Source organism: Burkholderiales bacterium (assembly GCA_035543335.1).
Lineage (GTDB): Bacteria > Pseudomonadota > Gammaproteobacteria > Burkholderiales > JAHFRG01 > JAHFRG01.
In genome coordinates this window covers 28,274-45,023 of record DASZZH010000026.1, presented here as the reverse complement: position 1 = coordinate 45,023, position 16,750 = coordinate 28,274, and the positions used below count along the sequence as shown (strand labels likewise).

The 16,750-nt window shown below is 56.9% G+C and carries 20 protein-coding genes and 1 pseudogene; 13 read left to right on the top strand and 8 right to left on the bottom strand.

What is annotated here, in order from left to right:
* The 4 genes from ampD (at nucleotide 1) to VHE58_06920 (ending at nucleotide 5,060) form a co-directional block, all read left to right on the top strand.
* Entirely contained in the window at nucleotides 1-540 is a 540-nt protein-coding gene (gene ampD, locus VHE58_06935; GenBank protein ID HVS27017.1) for a 1,6-anhydro-N-acetylmuramyl-L-alanine amidase AmpD, read from the top strand.
* A 186-nt stretch (nucleotides 541-726) separates the two neighbouring features.
* Entirely contained in the window at nucleotides 727-3,573 is a 2,847-nt protein-coding gene (locus VHE58_06930) for a ribonucleoside-diphosphate reductase subunit alpha (GenBank protein ID HVS27016.1), read from the top strand.
* A gap of 90 nt (nucleotides 3,574-3,663) precedes the next feature.
* Nucleotides 3,664-4,758 (top strand): ribonucleotide-diphosphate reductase subunit beta, encoded by a 1,095-nt coding sequence (locus tag VHE58_06925; GenBank protein ID HVS27015.1) that lies wholly within the window; start codon nucleotides 3,664-3,666, stop codon nucleotides 4,756-4,758.
* Between the two features lie 20 nt (nucleotides 4,759-4,778).
* Complete coding sequence (locus tag VHE58_06920; GenBank protein ID HVS27014.1) at nucleotides 4,779-5,060, top strand: DUF2442 domain-containing protein; 282 nt, start codon at nucleotides 4,779-4,781, stop codon at nucleotides 5,058-5,060.
* Here VHE58_06920 and VHE58_06915 read toward each other — a convergent pair.
* A complete protein-coding gene (locus VHE58_06915; protein ID HVS27013.1) occupies nucleotides 5,057-5,518 on the bottom strand; it encodes a hypothetical protein in 462 nt (153 codons plus the stop codon). The two genes, VHE58_06920 and VHE58_06915, sit on opposite strands and share 4 nt — an antisense overlap.
* A gap of 555 nt (nucleotides 5,519-6,073) precedes the next feature.
* On the opposite strand from VHE58_06915, the gene VHE58_06910 reads away from it, so the two are divergent.
* The gene (locus VHE58_06910; GenBank protein ID HVS27012.1) at nucleotides 6,074-6,769 is read left to right on the top strand and encodes a lytic transglycosylase domain-containing protein; all 696 of its coding nucleotides are present in this window, start codon (nucleotides 6,074-6,076) and stop codon (nucleotides 6,767-6,769) included.
* Nucleotides 6,770-6,856: 87 nt separating this feature from the next.
* Here the strand turns inward: VHE58_06910 and VHE58_06905 are convergent, their stop codons facing one another.
* On the bottom strand, nucleotides 6,857-7,102 hold the full coding sequence (locus tag VHE58_06905) for a Slp family lipoprotein (protein HVS27011.1): 246 nt from the start codon (nucleotides 7,100-7,102) through the stop codon (nucleotides 6,857-6,859).
* Nucleotides 7,103-7,109: 7 nt separating this feature from the next.
* Nucleotides 7,110-7,253, bottom strand: a complete 144-nt coding sequence (locus tag VHE58_06900) for a hypothetical protein (protein HVS27010.1) — start codon at nucleotides 7,251-7,253, stop codon at nucleotides 7,110-7,112.
* Between the two features lie 240 nt (nucleotides 7,254-7,493).
* On the opposite strand from VHE58_06900, the gene VHE58_06895 reads away from it, so the two are divergent.
* On the top strand, nucleotides 7,494-8,141 hold the full coding sequence (locus VHE58_06895) for a glutathione S-transferase family protein (GenBank protein ID HVS27009.1): 648 nt from the start codon (nucleotides 7,494-7,496) through the stop codon (nucleotides 8,139-8,141).
* A gap of 9 nt (nucleotides 8,142-8,150) precedes the next feature.
* On the opposite strand, the gene VHE58_06890 is transcribed toward VHE58_06895, so the two are convergent.
* Both VHE58_06890 and VHE58_06885 read right to left on the bottom strand, forming a co-directional pair.
* Nucleotides 8,151-9,338, bottom strand: coding sequence for a pyridoxal phosphate-dependent aminotransferase (locus tag VHE58_06890; protein ID HVS27008.1), 1,188 nt, complete (start codon nucleotides 9,336-9,338; stop codon nucleotides 8,151-8,153).
* A complete protein-coding gene (locus VHE58_06885) occupies nucleotides 9,335-9,799 on the bottom strand; it encodes a DUF6505 family protein (protein ID HVS27007.1) in 465 nt (154 codons plus the stop codon). The genes VHE58_06890 and VHE58_06885 overlap by 4 nt, the downstream gene beginning before the upstream one ends.
* Nucleotides 9,800-9,911: 112 nt before the next feature.
* Here VHE58_06885 and VHE58_06880 point away from each other — a divergent pair, with 112 nt between their 5' ends.
* Nucleotides 9,912-10,340: a thioesterase family protein gene (locus tag VHE58_06880; protein HVS27006.1), complete on the top strand. Its 429-nt coding sequence runs from the start codon at nucleotides 9,912-9,914 to the stop codon at nucleotides 10,338-10,340.
* A gap of 107 nt (nucleotides 10,341-10,447) precedes the next feature.
* Complete coding sequence (locus VHE58_06875; protein HVS27005.1) at nucleotides 10,448-10,900, top strand: hypothetical protein; 453 nt, start codon at nucleotides 10,448-10,450, stop codon at nucleotides 10,898-10,900.
* On the opposite strand, the gene VHE58_06870 is transcribed toward VHE58_06875, so the two are convergent.
* Complete coding sequence (locus VHE58_06870) at nucleotides 10,877-11,773, bottom strand: fumarylacetoacetate hydrolase family protein (GenBank protein ID HVS27004.1); 897 nt, start codon at nucleotides 11,771-11,773, stop codon at nucleotides 10,877-10,879. The two genes, VHE58_06875 and VHE58_06870, sit on opposite strands and share 24 nt — an antisense overlap.
* A 31-nt stretch (nucleotides 11,774-11,804) precedes the next feature.
* A pseudogene (locus tag VHE58_06865) lies at nucleotides 11,805-12,446 on the bottom strand (peroxiredoxin).
* A gap of 172 nt (nucleotides 12,447-12,618) precedes the next feature.
* Here VHE58_06865 and VHE58_06860 point away from each other — a divergent pair.
* The 4 genes from VHE58_06860 (at nucleotide 12,619) to VHE58_06845 (ending at nucleotide 15,597) form a co-directional block, all read left to right on the top strand.
* On the top strand, nucleotides 12,619-13,326 hold the full coding sequence (locus VHE58_06860) for an SDR family oxidoreductase (GenBank protein HVS27003.1): 708 nt from the start codon (nucleotides 12,619-12,621) through the stop codon (nucleotides 13,324-13,326).
* Entirely contained in the window at nucleotides 13,323-13,940 is a 618-nt protein-coding gene (locus VHE58_06855) for a CoA pyrophosphatase (GenBank protein ID HVS27002.1), read from the top strand. Before VHE58_06860 ends, VHE58_06855 begins: the two co-directional genes overlap by 4 nt.
* Nucleotides 13,941-14,150: 210 nt before the next feature.
* A complete protein-coding gene (locus tag VHE58_06850; GenBank protein ID HVS27001.1) occupies nucleotides 14,151-14,414 on the top strand; it encodes a hypothetical protein in 264 nt (87 codons plus the stop codon).
* 19 nt (nucleotides 14,415-14,433) lie between these two features.
* Complete coding sequence (locus VHE58_06845; GenBank protein ID HVS27000.1) at nucleotides 14,434-15,597, top strand: patatin-like phospholipase family protein; 1,164 nt, start codon at nucleotides 14,434-14,436, stop codon at nucleotides 15,595-15,597.
* 62 nt (nucleotides 15,598-15,659) lie between these two features.
* On the opposite strand, the gene VHE58_06840 is transcribed toward VHE58_06845, so the two are convergent.
* On the bottom strand, nucleotides 15,660-16,037 hold the full coding sequence (locus VHE58_06840) for a hypothetical protein (protein ID HVS26999.1): 378 nt from the start codon (nucleotides 16,035-16,037) through the stop codon (nucleotides 15,660-15,662).
* Between the two features lie 205 nt (nucleotides 16,038-16,242).
* Here VHE58_06840 and VHE58_06835 point away from each other — a divergent pair, with 205 nt between their 5' ends.
* The gene (locus VHE58_06835; protein ID HVS26998.1) at nucleotides 16,243-16,749 is read left to right on the top strand and encodes a GreA/GreB family elongation factor; all 507 of its coding nucleotides are present in this window, start codon (nucleotides 16,243-16,245) and stop codon (nucleotides 16,747-16,749) included.
* Nucleotide 16,750 lies beyond the last annotated feature (1 nt).

The following is a 16,750-nucleotide window of genomic DNA, read 5'->3' as shown; positions in this document are numbered from 1 at the left end:
ATGCAATTCGATCACAAGGGAATCCTGCAGGCGGTGCGCTATATTGCCTCTTCCAATTGCGACGAGCGCCCCGCGGATTGCGCGATCGAGCTTCTCGTCGTCCATAACATCAGCCTGCCGCCGCATGAATTCGGCGGCCAAGGCGTGATTGAGCTCTTTACCAACAGCCTGAACCCGGCCGCTCATCCCTATTTTCAGTCGGTTTGCGACCTTAAAGTGTCCGCCCATTTTTTCATTCGCCGTGACGGGGAAATCCTGCAGTTCGTTCCCTGCTTGAAGCGCGCCTGGCATGCCGGGGTGTCGCAGTGGTGTGGGCGGCTGTGCTGCAACGATTTTTCCATTGGCGTCGAGTTGGAAGGCAGCGATTTATTGCCGTTTCGCGATGCTCAGTATGCGGCACTCGTTTCCCTCACCCGGGCGCTAAAAAAGGCCTATCCCGTCAAAGACATAGCCGGTCACGCGGCGATTGCTCCCGGCCGCAAGACTGATCCAGGCCCGTTTTTCGATTGGGACCGGTATTTCGCCGCCCTCGGCGTTTAGTTCTGTTCCCTGCCACAACCGGTAGTATCTCGGACCGGGACTCGCCACAAAAAGTAGTTGCGCTCCCCCAATTAGGCTACTAGAATTAGTCGGTGTAAACGCGTTTGACACTATATATAGTGTTTGTAGGGCAGCCGCCAGGTTACCCTAAGTGCCTAGATTATAAAAACATTAGGAGACTTCAATATGCAGCAGGTTGTTGCGACTGGTAGCGCTTCTCCCGCTTCTGCGTCGAGCGTTAATTTTTCTGACATCGCACCGGTTCCCAATCAGGACCCCCGTTACGCGCAGTACAAGGTGATTCGCCGCAACGGCAGCGTAGTGGGATTTGAGCCTTCCAAGATTTCGCTGGCCATGACCAAGGCCTATATTGCGGTCAATGGCGGTCAGGGTGCGGCGTCCGCACGCATCCGTGAGATGGTGGTAAAGCTCACCGAAACCGTGGTGAACGCGCTGATGCGCCGCCAGCCCCACGGCGGCACCTTCCATATCGAGGACATACAGGATCAGGTGGAGCTTACCCTGATGCGTTCAGGCGAGCACGAAGTGGCGCGCTCCTACGTGCTCTACCGCGAGGAGCGGGCGCGCAACCGCGCCAAGCAAAAGACGGTCATGGAAGCAGCGGTGCCTTCCGTGACCATCCATGTTCTGGAAAACGGCCAGAAGATCGCGCTCGACATGGATCGGCTGGCCGCGCTCATCCAATCCGCCTGTGTGGGACTGGGCGAAGCCGTAGAGCCGGCGTTGATTCTCAAATCCACCCTGAAGGACTTATACGATGGCGTGCCGGCGGCGGAAGTGCGCAAGTCAGCCATTCTTTCGGCGCGCTCGCTGATTGAAAAAGACCCGGCCTACACCTTTGTTACCGCGCGCCTGCTTTTGCACTCCATCTGCTTCGAGGCGCTGGGCGAGGAAGTGACCCAGGAGCGGATGCAGACGACTTACGCTGAATATTTTCCGTGCTTTATTCAGAACGGCATCGACGCCGAGCTTCTGGATCCGCGCTTGGCGCGCTTTGATCTACGGCGTCTGGCGGAAGCGCTGGAAGCGAACCGCGACCTTAAGTTCGGCTATCTCGGCCTGCAAACCCTGTATGACCGCTATTTCCTGCACGTGCACGAGCGCCATATAGAGCTGCCGCAGGCGTTTTTCATGCGTGTGGCGATGGGGCTGGCGTTGAACGAGATCAACCGTGAAGAGCGGGCAATCGAGTTTTACAACGTGCTCTCCAACTTCGATTTCATGAGTTCGACGCCGACGCTGTTCAACTCCGGCACGGTGCGCCCGCAGCTTTCCTCCTGCTATCTCACCACGGTGAGCGACGATTTGGAGGGCATCTACGACGCCATCAAGGAAAACGCGCTCCTCGCCAAATACGCCGGGGGGCTGGGCAACGACTGGACGCCGGTGCGCGCGCTGGGTTCGCACATCAAGGGCACCAACGGCAAGTCACAGGGCGTGGTGCCGTTCCTAAAGGTGGTGAACGACACCGCCGTGGCGGTGAATCAGGGGGGGAAACGCAAGGGCGCGGTGTGCTCGTATCTGGAAACCTGGCACCTCGACATCGAGGAATTCCTCGAGCTGCGGAAAAACACCGGCGATGACCGCCGCCGTACCCATGACATGAACACCGCTAACTGGATTCCCGATTTGTTCATGAAGCGGGTGATGGAAGGGGGCGAGTGGACGCTGTTCTCGCCGGCCGACGTGCCGGACCTGCATGACAAGTACGGGAAAGCGTTCGGACAAGCCTATCTTGCCTACGAGGAAAAGGCGGCAAGGGGCGAATTGAAGCTCTTTAAGAAAATCCCGGCGCTTTCCCTGTGGCGCAAGATGCTTACCATGCTGTTTGAGACCGGCCATCCGTGGATTACCTTCAAGGATGTATGCAACATCCGCTCGCCGCAGCAGCATGCGGGCGTGGTGCACAGTTCCAACCTGTGCACCGAAATCACGCTCAACACCGGCAAGGACGAGATTGCGGTGTGCAATCTGGGCTCGATCAACCTGGTGGCGCACATGCAGGACGGCAGGCTCGATCACGGAAAACTCAAGCTCACCATCGCCACCGCCATGCGTATGCTGGATAACGTGATTGACATCAACTTCTACGCCGTCAACAAGGCGCGCAATTCCAACATGAAGCACCGGCCGGTGGGGTTGGGTATCATGGGCTTCCAGGATTGCCTGCATGAATTGCGCGTGCCTTACGCTTCCGAGGCTGCGATTGAGTTCGCCGATCGTTCGATGGAGGCGGTTGCCTATTGCGCCTATTGGGCGTCCACCGAGCTTGCTGCCGAGCGCGGGCGCTACCCTTCGTACCGCGGCTCGCTGTGGGATCGCGGTATCCTGCCGCAGGACACCCTGAGATTGCTTGCCGATGAGCGTGGCGGCCATGTCGAGGTGGATCAATCCTCGACCCTGGACTGGAACGTGCTGCGCGCACGCATCAGGGAATTCGGCATGCGCAATTCCAACTGTCTGGCGATCGCGCCCACCGCCACCATTGCCAACATCATCGGCGTGTCGGCTTCTATCGAGCCCACCTACCAGAACCTGTATGTGAAGTCGAATCTTTCCGGCGAGTTCACGGTGGTCAACCAGTACCTGGTGCAGGACCTGAAAAAACTCGGCATGTGGGACGAGGTGATGATTTCCGACCTCAAGTATTTCGACGGCGGCCTCGCCAAAATCGACCGCATTCCCGCTGATATCCGCAGTCTTTACGCCACGGCATTTGAAGTCGATCCGTTGTATCTGGTCGAGGCCGCCTCGCGCCGCCAGAAATGGATAGACCAGGCGCAGTCGCTCAACATTTACATGGCGGGAGCGAGCGGCAAGAAGCTCGACGAAGTTTACAAGCTGGCGTGGAAACGGGGTCTCAAGACTACCTACTATCTGCGAACCCTGGGGGCGACCTCAGCGGAGAAATCCACCGCCCGCGGCGGACAGTTGAACGCCGTGCCGGTGGGGGAAGCCGCCGACGAGAAAATGTGTTCGATCGACAATTCCGAGTGCGAATCTTGTCAGTGATAAGTATCCACCTATAACGACATAAAGGAGGCAAGCATGCTGCAATTTGAAGATGATTTGGGAACGGTGCCGGGGCTTAAGCTCCAACCGATGACCGGTTTTGTGCCGGCGGCGCCGGCGCTCGCGCGCCAGGCTGCGGAAGAACCCAGCGCAGAGGCCGGGGCCTTTCGACGCATCCGTGTCGAGGACAAGCGCATCATCAATGGCCAGACCGACGTGAACCAGCTGGTGCCGTTCAAATACAAATGGGCCTGGGAGAAATATCTCTCGGGCTGCGCCAACCACTGGATGCCGCAGGAAATCAACATGAGCCGCGACATCGCGTTGTGGAAGGACCCGAATGGTTTGACCGAAGACGAGCGACGCATTGTCAAGCGCAATCTCGGTTTCTTCGTCACCGCCGATTCGTTGGCGGCGAACAACATCGTGCTCGGCACCTACCGCCATATCTCGGCGCCGGAGTGCCGGCAGTATCTGCTGCGCCAGGCCTTCGAGGAGGCGATTCACACTCATGCCTACCAATACATCGTGGAAAGCCTGGGCCTGGACGAAGGCGAGATCTTCAACGCCTACCACGAGGTTTCCAGCATCCGCGACAAGAACGAGTTCCTGATCCCGTTTATCGATACGTTGACCAATCCCTCGTTCAAGACCGGCACGCGGGAGAACGACCAGGGGCTCCTGAAGAGCCTGATTGTCTTTTCCTGCATCATGGAAGGGCTGTTCTTCTATGTGGGTTTTGTACAAATCCTGGCGCTGGGACGGCAGAACAAGATGACCGGCTCGGCCGAGCAGTACCAATACATCCTGCGCGACGAGTCCATGCACTGCAATTTCGGCATCGACCTTGTCAACCAGATCAAGCTGGAAAACCCGCATTTGTGGACGCCGGAATTCCGCGAGGATATCCAGGGACTGATGAAGAAGGCGGTGGATCTCGAGTACCGCTACGCCGAGGACACCATGCCGCGCGGCGTGCTGGGGCTGAACGCGCCGATGTTCAAGGAATATCTGCGCTTCATTGCCAACCGCCGCTGCCAGCAGATCGGCCTGGATGCGCTGTTCCTGGGAGCGAACAATCCCTTCCCGTGGATGAGCGAATTGATTGACCTCAAGAAAGAGAAAAACTTTTTTGAAACCCGCGTCATTGAGTACCAGACCGGCGGGGCGTTGAACTGGGATTAAGAGGTCAAGGACACCCAGGCATGGCGGCAGGAGCGCGCAAAAACAAAACGCACCGGCTTACGGTGTGTCGCGCAGACAGCGATTACACGTTGTGGCTGCGTTTTGACGATGGCCTGGAAGGCCGGGTTTATCTGGGCAATCTGGTCGGCGTGGGCCTGTTTAAGGCGTGGGAAGACGTGGAGAAGTTCAAGCAAGTCAGCATAGAAGCGGGCGCGTTATGCTGGGAAGGAGGAATTGATCTGGATCCTGAGATGTTGTACCGGGATCTGGTGAGCAAGGCCAGACGACATGTTGTGCATTAAGGAACTGCTGCAAGGCCGTGAAATGCGCCGGTGCGCGTGGCTCGGACCGCGGCGAGTGTGGTAGTGGTAGGAAGCAGTACCCTGTTAATTTTCATATAGGAGGTTGCAATGGCAGCGAAACGTAAAGCCCAGAAGAAACCAGCTAAGAAGAAAAAAGCATCGAGGAAGAAAAAGAAAGCGACGAAGAAAAAAACGGCAAAAAGAAAGGCCGCGGCAAGGATATCTGCCAAAAGAAAAGCGGCCAAAAAGAAGTCAGCAAAAAAGTCGGCAAAGAAGAAGGCGGCCAAGAAAAGACCCGCCCGGAAAAAAGCGGCGGCCAGGAAACCGGTGGCACGGATGGCAGCGCCGGTAACCACGACAGCTCCCGCCCCAGCGCCGGCACCAAGGCCGACGACGTCAATACCTGCGCCTTCGGCTTGGCCTTTTGCCCCGACAGGCTCAAGGCCGGTGTAGCACATTCAGCCGCGACTGCGGACCGCATGCGCCGGGTTAGGCGCAAGCCGACCTGCAGTCGCGTAGCTGGATTGATTCACCGAGTCCGATTCTTTAATCGGAGGCGGGAAAGGTATGTTACCACTAATTCTCAGCTCAGGCGACGTGGAAAACGGTTTTTTACCCCGCCTCGTCCCCAATAAGCGGAGTGAGAGGGTTTTTTTGCTTCGGTCAAATCACCGGGACTTGCAAAATAGGTTTTGAGGATATCATATTGATGTAAAACATGAAAACCTCAGCGATGAAGAGAAAGTGAAAGCCCATGGAAGCGGGCGATGTAAAAATCTTCCGTATTTTTTGTGGCTGTGGCTAAATATAACCGCCCCTGAAGTCTCTAGCATTAAATTGAAACCATGGAACTATTGTTGCGATGCAGCATCAAACTTCGATTATAAGCAATTAAAAATTTATTTTAATTATAATAAACAATATAATAGTGTTACTTTTGCGGCGCAATATTAACTTGTATGGGCTGTTTTTTTAAGGCAGTTTGCCGTGAGCAGACGATGAGGGGGTTAATCATGGAAAACACTCAGTTTGAAATAAGCAATGGTAGGACGCTTGCTGACAAGAGCCGAAGTACCTTGCTGCTGTCTGCGTTTGTCATGAGCCTGATTTCGCTCATGGTAAGCCTGTATTCGCAAATCACACTGCAAAGCGAGTCGGCGGTGCTTCCCGCTGCGACCCAGCCACCGCAGGTTGTGGAAAGAGAAGAGACTGAAAAAGTCCTGGAGCCAAACGTACTCGAGCAGAAAGCTCCGTTGGATGGCAGGATCATGATGCTAGCGGAATACGTATCGAAGCGCTACCGCGTGTCCATGGATGCAACCGTGGAACTGGTAAGTGCTGCCTATGCCGCCGGCGAGCAGACCGGCCTCGATCCGCTTTTGATTCTCGCTGTAATGGCGGTGGAATCGCGCTTCAATCCCATTGCGGAAAGCGTGGCGGGCGCCAAGGGCCTGATGCAGGTGATTCCGAAATACCACATGGAAAAAATCATGGCTTCCGGCGGCGAAAAAGCCGTGCTGGAACCTGAGACGAACATCCTGGTGGGCGCGAAAATCCTGCGCGAATACATTGCGCGTAGCGGGGACCTGACTATCGGCTTGCAAATGTACAATGGCGCGACGGACGGCACCAGCAGTCAGTACGCGGGCAAGGTCATCAACGAAAAACTGCGCCTGCAGCAGATGCTGAAAGATCCCCACCGGGTCTGATCCCCGGCGTCAAGGTACTTCCCTAGAGCGCCAAGCCTAAGCACGGGATCAACGATACAAAGCCGAGTCTGATGGCGGGCGTGCCTCTCACCAGTAATGACGGTGATGATAGAACGAAGGATCGTAGTACTGGGGCGGGTAGCAAAACGGGTCATATCGGGGCAACAAGTATTGGTGTGACAGCAGTTCCAGAAAGGCGCCGGCAATCACCGGATAAGCGTAGACCTGGCCACCGATCCGGCGCGGGACAGCTGCCCCGAGATTTCCTGTTACATTTAGCTCGCGCCCCGGAGCGTAAGTACCCACTTCGAAAATGCCGGGATTACAGGCGATAAAACACTTATGTAAAGCAAAGAATTTCTCCCGCCCATTCCACCCGTGGTCCGTGCAAGTCTTGATCCAGCGTTTCATCTCGGGTATAAACCGGCCCGGCCGCTGCAGCACCTGCCCAGACAAGAAGCCCGAACAATAAAAATCGTTTCATATCTAAGTTATAGACTTGGTTTGTCCTACAGGGTTGCGCGTCCGAAGTGCTGGTATGGACGCTTCTGGCATCGCCCAGGCTCTGGGTGTATCGTGAGAACAGCAAGTATTATCCCGAATCAACTCCCGCAAAACTCATCATTCTGGCCAGATTATGAAATAATTTAAGTTTTACTGAGTCTTAATTGAATCGTTAATCCGCCCACGTTGAGCGGCGGCCATTACTGTAGAGGATAATATCGTGAGCATAGTTTTTTACTACGGCTCGGGCTCGCCTTATGCTTGGCGGGTCTGGCTCGCCCTTGAATACAAGCGGCTTGCTTACGAGATGAAAGCCATATCATTCTCGGCGGGCGATATGCACAAGCCGGAGTTCCTCAAACTTAATCCCCGCCATAAGGTACCGGTACTGGTGGATGACGGCTTCGCACTCTATGAATCTTCCGCGATTGTGGAGTACATCGAAGACAAATACCCCAAGTCGGGCAATGGCGCGCTATTTCCGCAAGCCCCGGCCGAGCGCGCTAGCGCGCGGCGCTTGATTCTGGAAGTGGACAATTATCTGCGTACGGCCGTGGATCCAATGCTGCGGCAGATTTTTTTTAAGCCGGAAGCGGAGTGGGACGCACAGGTTATTACCGGGAGCCGGGAGGAATTTTTAGCCGAGCTCCAGCATTTCGAGGGCCAAGTGCGTGGCGAATATCTGCTGGACAAGCTCAGCGCGGCGGATTTCGGACTTTATCCGATGCTGGCGCTGGCACTGCGGCTGGAAAAGAAAAAAACTGATTTGGGCCTGCGTGCCGCCGTCGGGCCCAAGCTTTCCGCGTGGATGAAGCGCATCGAGGCGCTGCCCTATTTCCAGAAAACCTGGCCGCCGCACTGGAAATGAAACTGTGCATCAGCTTTTGCGCAGGAAAGCCTCAAGACGGCGCACACCCTCTCGCAGATTTTCCAGTGAAGTAGTGTAGGCAAAGCGCACATGGCGCGACGCTTGGTGGCTGCCGAAATCGATTCCCGGCGTAACCGCCACGCCCGCGTGTACCAGCAGCTTGCGCGCGAAGGTTTCGCTGTCCGCGCTGAAGCGGCTGCAGTCCGCGTAGAGATAAAAAGCGCCTTGCGCTGTAGCTGGAATCACGAAACCCAGATTGCGCAAGGCGGGCAGCAAATAATCGCGGCGGCGCCGGAATTCGGCGCGGCGCTCCTCCAGGATACGTAGGGTTTCGGGCGCAAACGCAGCCAGCGCCGCATATTGCGCCGGAGTGGACGCGGCGAGAAAAACGTTCTGTGCCAGCTTGTCCGCTTCACGCACATAGGCTTCCGGCGCCACCAGCCAGCCCAGGCGCCACCCGGTCATGCCGAAATATTTGGAAAAGCTGTTGATGACAAACACTTCATCGGATAGTGACAAGGCGGTGGTTGTTTCACTCTCATAAACCAATCCGTGATAAATCTCATCCACAATCAACCGGCCACGGAGCGCATGCGTTTTTTCCATGATGGCATGCAATTGTTCGCGGCTTACCAGCGTGCCGGTGGGATTGGCAGGCGAGGCAATCATGACTGCGGTTGTTGCACGGTCCCAATATTGGGCAATCAGTTCATGGGTGAGCTGATAACCGGTTGTGGCATCAGTGCCTATGCCTGCGGGAACTCCTTCCAGCAGTCGCACGATATGCCGGTTGCAGGGGTAACCCGGATCGCTCATCAACACCTTGTCGCCGGGATTGATCAGGATGCCGAGTGTGAGCAACAGCGCCCCGGATGCGCCGGGGGTGACGACGATGCGCGAGGGTGAAACCCGCAGGCTATGGCGTTGCATATAAAAACCGGCAATGGCTTCGCGCAATTGCGGCAGTCCCAGCGCCGGAGAGTAATGGATGTTGCCGCGCTTCAACGCTTCCATTCCCGCGGCGATGACCGGCTGCGGAGAAGGAAAATCCGGCTCGCCGATTTCCATGTGGACGATGGAACGGCCCTGAGCTTCCAGTGCGCGTGCCCGCGCCAGCAATTCCATCACATGAAAGGGTTGGATGTCCGACATCCGGAGCGCGATGCGGACGTTTTCCCGCAGCCTCTCCTGCTTCACAGCTTGTGTTCTCCTATCATCAGCCGCTTGAATACCTGGTAGTGTTCGTCAAATCCTTCGCCGTCGGTCTTGGACGTGCGCTTTACCGTAATCCATACCTCGGTATTGAAGCTTTCACACAGATCCGCGGTGTAGGCTACTTCTTCTTCCGCGACTTTCCGCGCCGCTTCTTCCGAAGGCGCGTTCAAGTCTTCGAGAAAATGCCGGATCAGGGTTTCGATGTGTTCCCGGTAAGTTGCCTCGTCGATTTCCACCACTTCGGCGAGGGTGCAGCGACCATGTGTTTTAACACCGACGAAAGAGGTATCGCAATGGCAGTTGGGGCGCAAGTGCGTACCGCTCGCCAGATCGCACACGGCGTAGCCGCCGGAAACCAGCCATTCGCCGTCTTCCGCTGCGCCCTCCTGCGCATAGACACGGCTGTCGGAAGCATCGAGGCGCACGGCTTTTAGGAATTTCATCGCCAATCTCGGATAAAGGAGGAAAAGCTTACCGTAAACCCGGCGGCTTCCCAAGCGCAAAAAAACGGTTTTTTGCGGCAACATCCCGGCTTAAATCCAAATAAGGAGCCCCATGAAAGAAACTTTACAGCCCGGCCTCACGTTTGAATTCAAATTCAAGATACCCGAAACCAAGACCGTACCGCATCTTTATTCGGAATCGCAGATGTTCCGCGAGATGCCGTCGGTGCTCGCCACCGGCTTCATGGTGGGCTTGATGGAATGGGCCTGCATCGAGGCCCTCCGTCCCCATCTGGATTGGCCGCGCGAGCAGACGCTGGGGGCGCATGTGAATTTCAGCCACACTGCGCCTACGCCGCCGGGATTTACGGTCACGGTGAGCATCAGGCTGAAGAAGATCGAGGGCAGGAAACTCACATTTTCGGTGAATGCGCATGACGGTGTAGATGCCATTTCTGTCGGTACCCACGAACGCTTCGTCATCGATGCGGCCAAGTTTAAGGAAAATATTGCTGAAAAATCAAAGTATTATAATAAATAACGCCCGCTTGCGAAAAATGCATTCCCAGGATTGTTATTTGCATCAAACCTTGCTTAAGAATAAATTACTAGTAGTGGCAATTGTGCCGCAAGATGGAAGGAGGTCAAATGTCTGATACCACTCGCAAAGTCGAGTACTTTACCGCCAGCGTGCCCAACAAGTCGGGCGAAGGAGTGCGGGCGCTCAAGGCGCTGCGCGATGCCAACGTCAACCTGCTGGCTTTTTCGGGTTTTCCGCGCGCCGGCCGGGCGCAAATCGATTTCATTCCCGAGGATTCCGCGGCGCTCAAAGCCGCGGCGAAAAAGGCCAAGCTTAAATTAAGCAGCAAGAAAACCGGTTTCCTGACTCAAGGCAGCGACCGGGTGGGCGCGCTTTTGGATATGCTCGACCGGCTGGCGGCAGCCAAAATCAACGTCACGGCGCTGGACGCGGTTACCGTGGGCGAAGGGCGCTATGGCGCGATTTTCTGGGTGAAGCCAAAGGATGTGGCGAAAACCGCGAAGCTCTTGGGTGTAAGCTCAGGAAAGCAGGCGAGTTCAGCCGCCTATCCGGTTTTGTAAGCGCCCGATTCCCTCAATTTCGGTTTCCAGCAGGTCGCCTGGTTTTAAAAACTCGGGCGGCTTGCGGGCAAACCCCACTCCGGGCGGCGTGCCGGTGGAAATAATGTCGCCGGCTTCCAGCGTCATGCCGAGTGAAAGCTCTGAAATTAGCCGCGGGATTTTGAAATACAAATAGCGGGTATTCGAGTCCTGCTTGGTTATGCCGTTGACGCGGGTGAGGACGCGCAGATTGTCGGGGTTGATTTCATCCGCAGTCACAATCCACGGCCCCATCGGGCAGGCGCCGTCCAGGCTTTTGCCCTTGAGCCATTGTCCGCCGTGGCGCCGCTGCAAGTCGCGCGCCGAAATATCATTCACCACCGTGTAGCCGAAGATGTATTCATACGCCTGGCTTTCAGGAATGTTTTTTCCATTTTTGCCGACGATGACGCCCAGCTCTACCTCCCAATCGATTTCCGCCGACACTTGTGCATCGTATGGAATCGTCTCGTAAGGGCCAGTCACTGCAGTCGGGGTTTTGCTGAAAAACACCGGGTGCGCCGGTAATTCCTGCCCGCTCTGGCGGATGGCTTCGCCTTCGGCGTAATGCTCGAGATAATTCCAGCCCACGCAAAACACGTTCTTGCGCGGGCGCGGAATCGGCGCGAGCAACTTGAGTTCGGCCAGCGGCAAATCTTCTGCCGGCGTTTGCAGCAATTTGCGCACTGCGTTAAGGCCGGCTTGGCCCGATGCAATCAGCGAAACCAGGTCGCAAGCGTCCACAGGCAGTTGTTCGCCCAACCACTTGGCCTGAGTGGTGATATCCAACACGCGCTCGCCGCGCAATACGCCGACCCGCGCCTCGCCGTCACGGAAGAAAGTCAGGAAGCGCACTGCGCTTCCTGACGACGATGATACGCCACGATCACTTCTTGTTGGGTTGCGGCGTCATTCTCAGATAGGGGCGAAGCTCCTTCCAGCCTCTGGGAAATTTCGCCTTGAGCACCGCCGGGTCGGTGAGCGAAGGCACAATCACGCAATCCTCGCCGTTCTTCCAGTTGACCGGCGTGGCCATGCTGTAGTTGTCGGTCAGCTGCAGCGAGTCGATCACCCGCAGGATTTCGTCGAAATTGCGGCCGGTGCTCGCCGGGTAGGTGATGGTGGCGCGGATCTTCTTGTTTGGATCGATGATGAACACCGAGCGCACCGTAAGCGTGTCGTTGGCATTCGGATGAATCATGTCGTAAAGGTCCGACACCTTGCGGTCGGCGTCGCCGAGAATCGGGAAGTTGACCCTGGTGTGCTGGGTTTCGTTGATGTCGTTGATCCATTTGAGGTGCGAATCCACCGGATCGACACTCACTGCAATCACTTTCGCGTTGCGTTTTTCAAACTCGGCCTTGATTTTGGCCGTGGCGCCGAGCTCGGTGGTGCATACCGGAGTAAAATCCCTGGGGTGGGAGAACAGCACCGCCCATTTGCCTTCAATTCATTGGTGAAAATGTACCGTGCCCTCGGTGGATTCCTGCGTGAAATCCGGGGCGATATCGCCTAGTCTGAGTGCAATGATGAGCTCCTCCTGGAAAACTTAATCTAAGGTTCCGAAGGCTTTGCAGCCTTTCTATAAGAGGAAATATAGCAGGCGGCACGCTGCTATCAAAGTAACGCTTTGCGCTATGATTAGAAGTGATGGTTCTATGCGGCCTTGAACGCATTCCCGGCGCGGGGCGCGGAGGAGAATGATGGACAGGAAGATTGCGGTGGTGACCGGCGCCAACCGCGGCATCGGCTTCGAAATTTGCCGCCAGCTGGCGCGGAAAGAAATCACGGTGGTGCTTACTAGCCGCGATGAAGTAAAGGGCCGGATGGCGGTTGCGCAACTGCGCAGCGAGGGGCTGGAAGCCGAGTTCCATCAGCTTGAGGTGACCGATGGCCCGGGCATTCGGCGCCTGACTCATTATCTCGAGCGCAAATACGGCGCCGCCGATATCCTAGTGAACAACGCCGGCATCATGATTGACCCCAAAGGCTCAAACCTCTTGGACGCGGAATTGAAAGTCGTCCGGCAAACCCTGGAAATCAATGTCTACGGGCCGCTGTTGCTCTGCCAAGCACTGATTCCACTGATGAGGCGGAAGAATTATGGACGCATCGTCAATCTCTCGAGCGGGCTCGGGCAATTGAGCGAGATGGGCGCCGGCACGCCGGCTTACCGCTTGTCGAAAGTCGCTTTGAATGCGGTCACCCGCATGCTGGCCGCCGAGCTTAAAGGCACCAATATTCTCGTCAACTCGATGTGCCCGGGCTGGGTCAGAACCGAAATGGGCGGGTCGAAAGCGCCACGCGAGGCGGAACAAGGGGCGGACACGGCGGTCTGGCTCGCCACGCTTCCCCACGGCAGCGCGTCCGGCGGTTTTTATCGCGACAGAAAAACCATTCCCTGGTGACGACCTCATCCACCAGCAAGCCGATGCTTGATCGTGATTGGCTGGTCTCGCGGCTGGCCAAGGCGCTTGATCTGCCTCAAGAGCAGGGAAGGCCGGAGCAGGCTGTTATCGAACCCGAACAGGCGATTGCGGCCGCGGTGCTGGTGCCGCTGATCAGGCGCGATGTGGGACTCAACGTGCTGTTTACCCGGCGCACGACGCATCTTGCCGACCATGCCGGGCAAATCAGTTTTCCCGGCGGCCGCGTAGAATCCGCCGATGTGAGCAGAAAAGAGACGGCGCTTCGCGAGGCGGAGGAGGAAATTGGCCTGCCGCGGGACAAAGTGGATGTTTTGGGCGTATTGCCGGATTACTTTGTGGTCACCGGTTTCCGCATCACGCCGGTGGTGGGCTGGATTGAAGCGCCATTTCCGGTGCGGCTTGACAGTTTTGAAGTGGCGGACGTTTTCGAAGTGCCACTCGAATTTTTTCTTGATCCCGCCAATCATCAAATTCACAGCACGATTTACAAAGGCGAACCCAGGCAATACTACTCCATGCCCTATGCAGGGCACTACATCTGGGGCGCCACCGCCGGAATACTGTTGAATCTTTGCCAGGCGCTGCGTGATTGAGTGGCTGCTCAGAATCTTTAACGCCTTGGTCAGTGTGGCCATCGATCCCTGGTGCGTGTCGGCCTGGTGCAGCACTTCGCCTTCAACGCGCAGCTTTTTCATTTTCACCAATTGTTGCGCGGTGGGGTATTCGAGAAATCTTTCAACAACTGGCGATGCGCTCGCAAGCTGTGGCAATATAGAAGCCGAAACTTAAGCAGCGGGACAACAATGCCTATTAAACGCAAAGACCAGGAAATCTCGATGCTGCGCCAGGAAATCGAGATGCTGATGGGTGAGCGGCAGAATCTGCTTCGGGTGACCGGCGCCGCCGCGGTGTTCGTGGCCAACATGGACAGCAAGAGCCTGCCGGAGGAAACCTACGAGGCGGCAGAGCAGTTGGCGGAAGGATTGAACGCGCTTCGCGAGGATACGCTGCGCGACGCGCTGGAATTAGTAAAAGCGCGAGCGGGGCCGGCCGCAGTCAAGAAGTAGACGGGTAACGGGAGATAAGGTGGACGCCCAGATTGCAAAGCCCAAAGTGGGCCTAATTCTGACCGGAGGCGGCGCCCGCGCCGCTTACCAGGTGGGCGTGCTGAGGGCGATTTCCAACCTGCTGCCAAAAAACGCAGCCAATCCTTTTCCCATCATTTGCGGCTCCTCCGCCGGCGCCATCAACGCCGCGGCGCTGGCGATCAATGCCGGTAATTTCCGCGCCGGCATCGGACGCCTGGTGGCGGTCTGGCGCAATTTTCACGCGCACCAAGTCTATCGTTCTGACCCGGTTGGAGTAATGAATTCCGGCGCGCGCTGGCTGGCGGCGCTGATGGTAGGCGGCTTGGGCAAACACAACCCGACCTCGCTGCTCGACAACAGCCCGCTCGCAGAACTGCTAAGACACAAACTCGAATTCAAAGGCATCCAGGAGAGCATTGACCGCGGCGCACTGTACGCTTTGAGCATCACCGCTTCAGGCTATGCATCCGGCGAGTCGGTGACGTTTTACCAGGCGGTGCCGACCATGTCGCCGTGGCGGCGCGCGCGTCGCTTGGGCATTCCCACGCAAATCGGCCTCGAGCATCTGCTGGCATCCTCGGCGATTCCCTTCATGTTTTCCGCGGTGAAAATCAACCGTGAATACTTCGGCGACGGCTCGATGCGGCAGGTCGCACCCATCAGCCCCGCCTTGCATCTCGGCGCCGAACGAGTGCTGGTGGTGGGAGTAACGCAGGCCGAGCAGCCGAATCGGGTCAAGGGCGGGGATTATCCTTCGCTCGCCGAAATTGCTGGCCATGCGCTGAACAGCATTTTTCTCGATGGCCTGGAAGTGGATTTGGAGCGGCTGCAGCGCATCAACAAGACCATCCAGCTGGTTCCCTCCCATGCGCTCGAGAAAAGCGGACTTTCTTTGCGTCACGTAGACGTGCTGGTGATTTCGCCGAGCGAATCGATCGAAAGCATCGCGCAGAAGCATGTGCGTGCGTTGCCGCGCAGCATCCGCTTCCTGCTGCATGGAGTCGGCGCGACCCGCCGCAGTGGCGCGAACCTGTTGAGTTATCTGCTGTTCGAAAAGCCGTTTTGCCGCGAGCTGATTGATCTGGGCTACAAGGACGCAATGGGCCGCAAGCAGGAAATCCTGGAGTTTCTGAGGGAGGCTGCGACGGCGGTCAATGTCTGAGAAGTTATTTAACTGGCTTAAGACCTGCAGCACCGACTGGCGGGTGGCGGTGATGGCTTGGGTCACCCGCTCACGCTTTTCTCGTCGCTCTCTATTTTTTCAAATTTCGCTCCCCAAACCCGGTAGAGCTCTTCAGTGGTCTTGGTCGCGGGATCGGGAATCACCCGGGCCAGATCCTTGATGAGCAGCACTCTGCCCCAGCCCGTGATAGTGTTGCCGAGCTGCTTGTTTTTCTGGTAATGCGCGTAATCCACCATCAGCTGCAGCTCGCCCAGGTTTTTTAGCAACTCGAATGAAGCGATGCGAACGCTGCGATTTTCTTCAATCACTTGTCCGCGCCAGGTGTGGTAGAGGAAGCCGCTGAGCGCCACTACCAGGCTGATGATGGCTACCAGATTGGAGTGGAACTGTTGCGAAACGGTTTGCGGTTTTTCGCCCATTATGGCTTCGCGGGTTGGTTTGCGGTATATTCAGGTACAGGTTTTATTGTTCTAAACTATAGTGGAAACAGGTAGCGCGTCAAGACAGCGCAAACGCAGATGAACAAACCGCCACTAGGCGCCTCAACCGATGCCGCCGCGAACACCGGCGCGGCCGCCTGCGCCTAATTTTTCCCAATTTTCAACATTTACGCGAAGTCTTGCCATGAGCCGAGCATTCGTCAAGGAACAGGATGACAAACCGGCAATCGACGAGTTGCCGGAACGGCCGCAAAGCCCGCATCCGAATTACGTGACGCCCAAAGGCCGCGCCTTGTTGCAGGCGCGCTGCCAGGAATTGCTGCAACAGCGCGCGATGCTCGCCGCGGATAGCGAGGACTCGCTGGCGGCGCAGCAGCTTATGCAAGTCGAGCGCGATTTGCGCTATTTCCAGGCGCGGCTCGAGCGCGCCATCGTGGTGGACCCGGCGGCGCAGCCCGCGGACGAGGTGCATTTCGGCGCCGTGGTGAGCTTGCTGGACCAGCACGGGAAAAAGCACGAGTTTGCCATCCTCGGCGAGGACGAGGCGGACGCCGCCAAGGGCCGGATAAGCTGGGTGTCACCGCTGGCCCACGCGATGATAGGCTTACGGGTCGGAGATAACGTGGTGTGGAAGCGCCCTGTGGGCGACCTAGAGCTGGAAATCACCGCCATCCGTTACCCGCACGGCTGAA

Coding starts and splice junctions, on each gene's coding strand:
- ampD (HVS27017.1), top strand. CDS start 1: ATGCAATTCGATCACAAGGGAATCCTGCAGGCGGTGCGCTATATTGCC.
- VHE58_06930 (HVS27016.1), top strand. CDS start 727: ATGCAGCAGGTTGTTGCGACTGGTAGCGCTTCTCCCGCTTCTGCGTCG.
- VHE58_06925 (HVS27015.1), top strand. CDS start 3,664: ATGACCGGTTTTGTGCCGGCGGCGCCGGCGCTCGCGCGCCAGGCTGCG.
- VHE58_06920 (HVS27014.1), top strand. CDS start 4,779: ATGGCGGCAGGAGCGCGCAAAAACAAAACGCACCGGCTTACGGTGTGT.
- VHE58_06915 (HVS27013.1), bottom strand. CDS start 5,518: ATGTGCTACACCGGCCTTGAGCCTGTCGGGGCAAAAGGCCAAGCCGAA.
- VHE58_06910 (HVS27012.1), top strand. CDS start 6,074: ATGGAAAACACTCAGTTTGAAATAAGCAATGGTAGGACGCTTGCTGAC.
- VHE58_06900 (HVS27010.1), bottom strand. CDS start 7,253: ATGAAACGATTTTTATTGTTCGGGCTTCTTGTCTGGGCAGGTGCTGCA.
- VHE58_06885 (HVS27007.1), bottom strand. CDS start 9,799: ATGAAATTCCTAAAAGCCGTGCGCCTCGATGCTTCCGACAGCCGTGTC.
- VHE58_06880 (HVS27006.1), top strand. CDS start 9,912: ATGAAAGAAACTTTACAGCCCGGCCTCACGTTTGAATTCAAATTCAAG.
- VHE58_06875 (HVS27005.1), top strand. CDS start 10,448: ATGTCTGATACCACTCGCAAAGTCGAGTACTTTACCGCCAGCGTGCCC.
- VHE58_06860 (HVS27003.1), top strand. CDS start 12,619: ATGATGGACAGGAAGATTGCGGTGGTGACCGGCGCCAACCGCGGCATC.
- VHE58_06850 (HVS27001.1), top strand. CDS start 14,151: ATGCCTATTAAACGCAAAGACCAGGAAATCTCGATGCTGCGCCAGGAA.
- VHE58_06840 (HVS26999.1), bottom strand. CDS start 16,037: ATGGGCGAAAAACCGCAAACCGTTTCGCAACAGTTCCACTCCAATCTG.
- VHE58_06835 (HVS26998.1), top strand. CDS start 16,243: ATGAGCCGAGCATTCGTCAAGGAACAGGATGACAAACCGGCAATCGAC.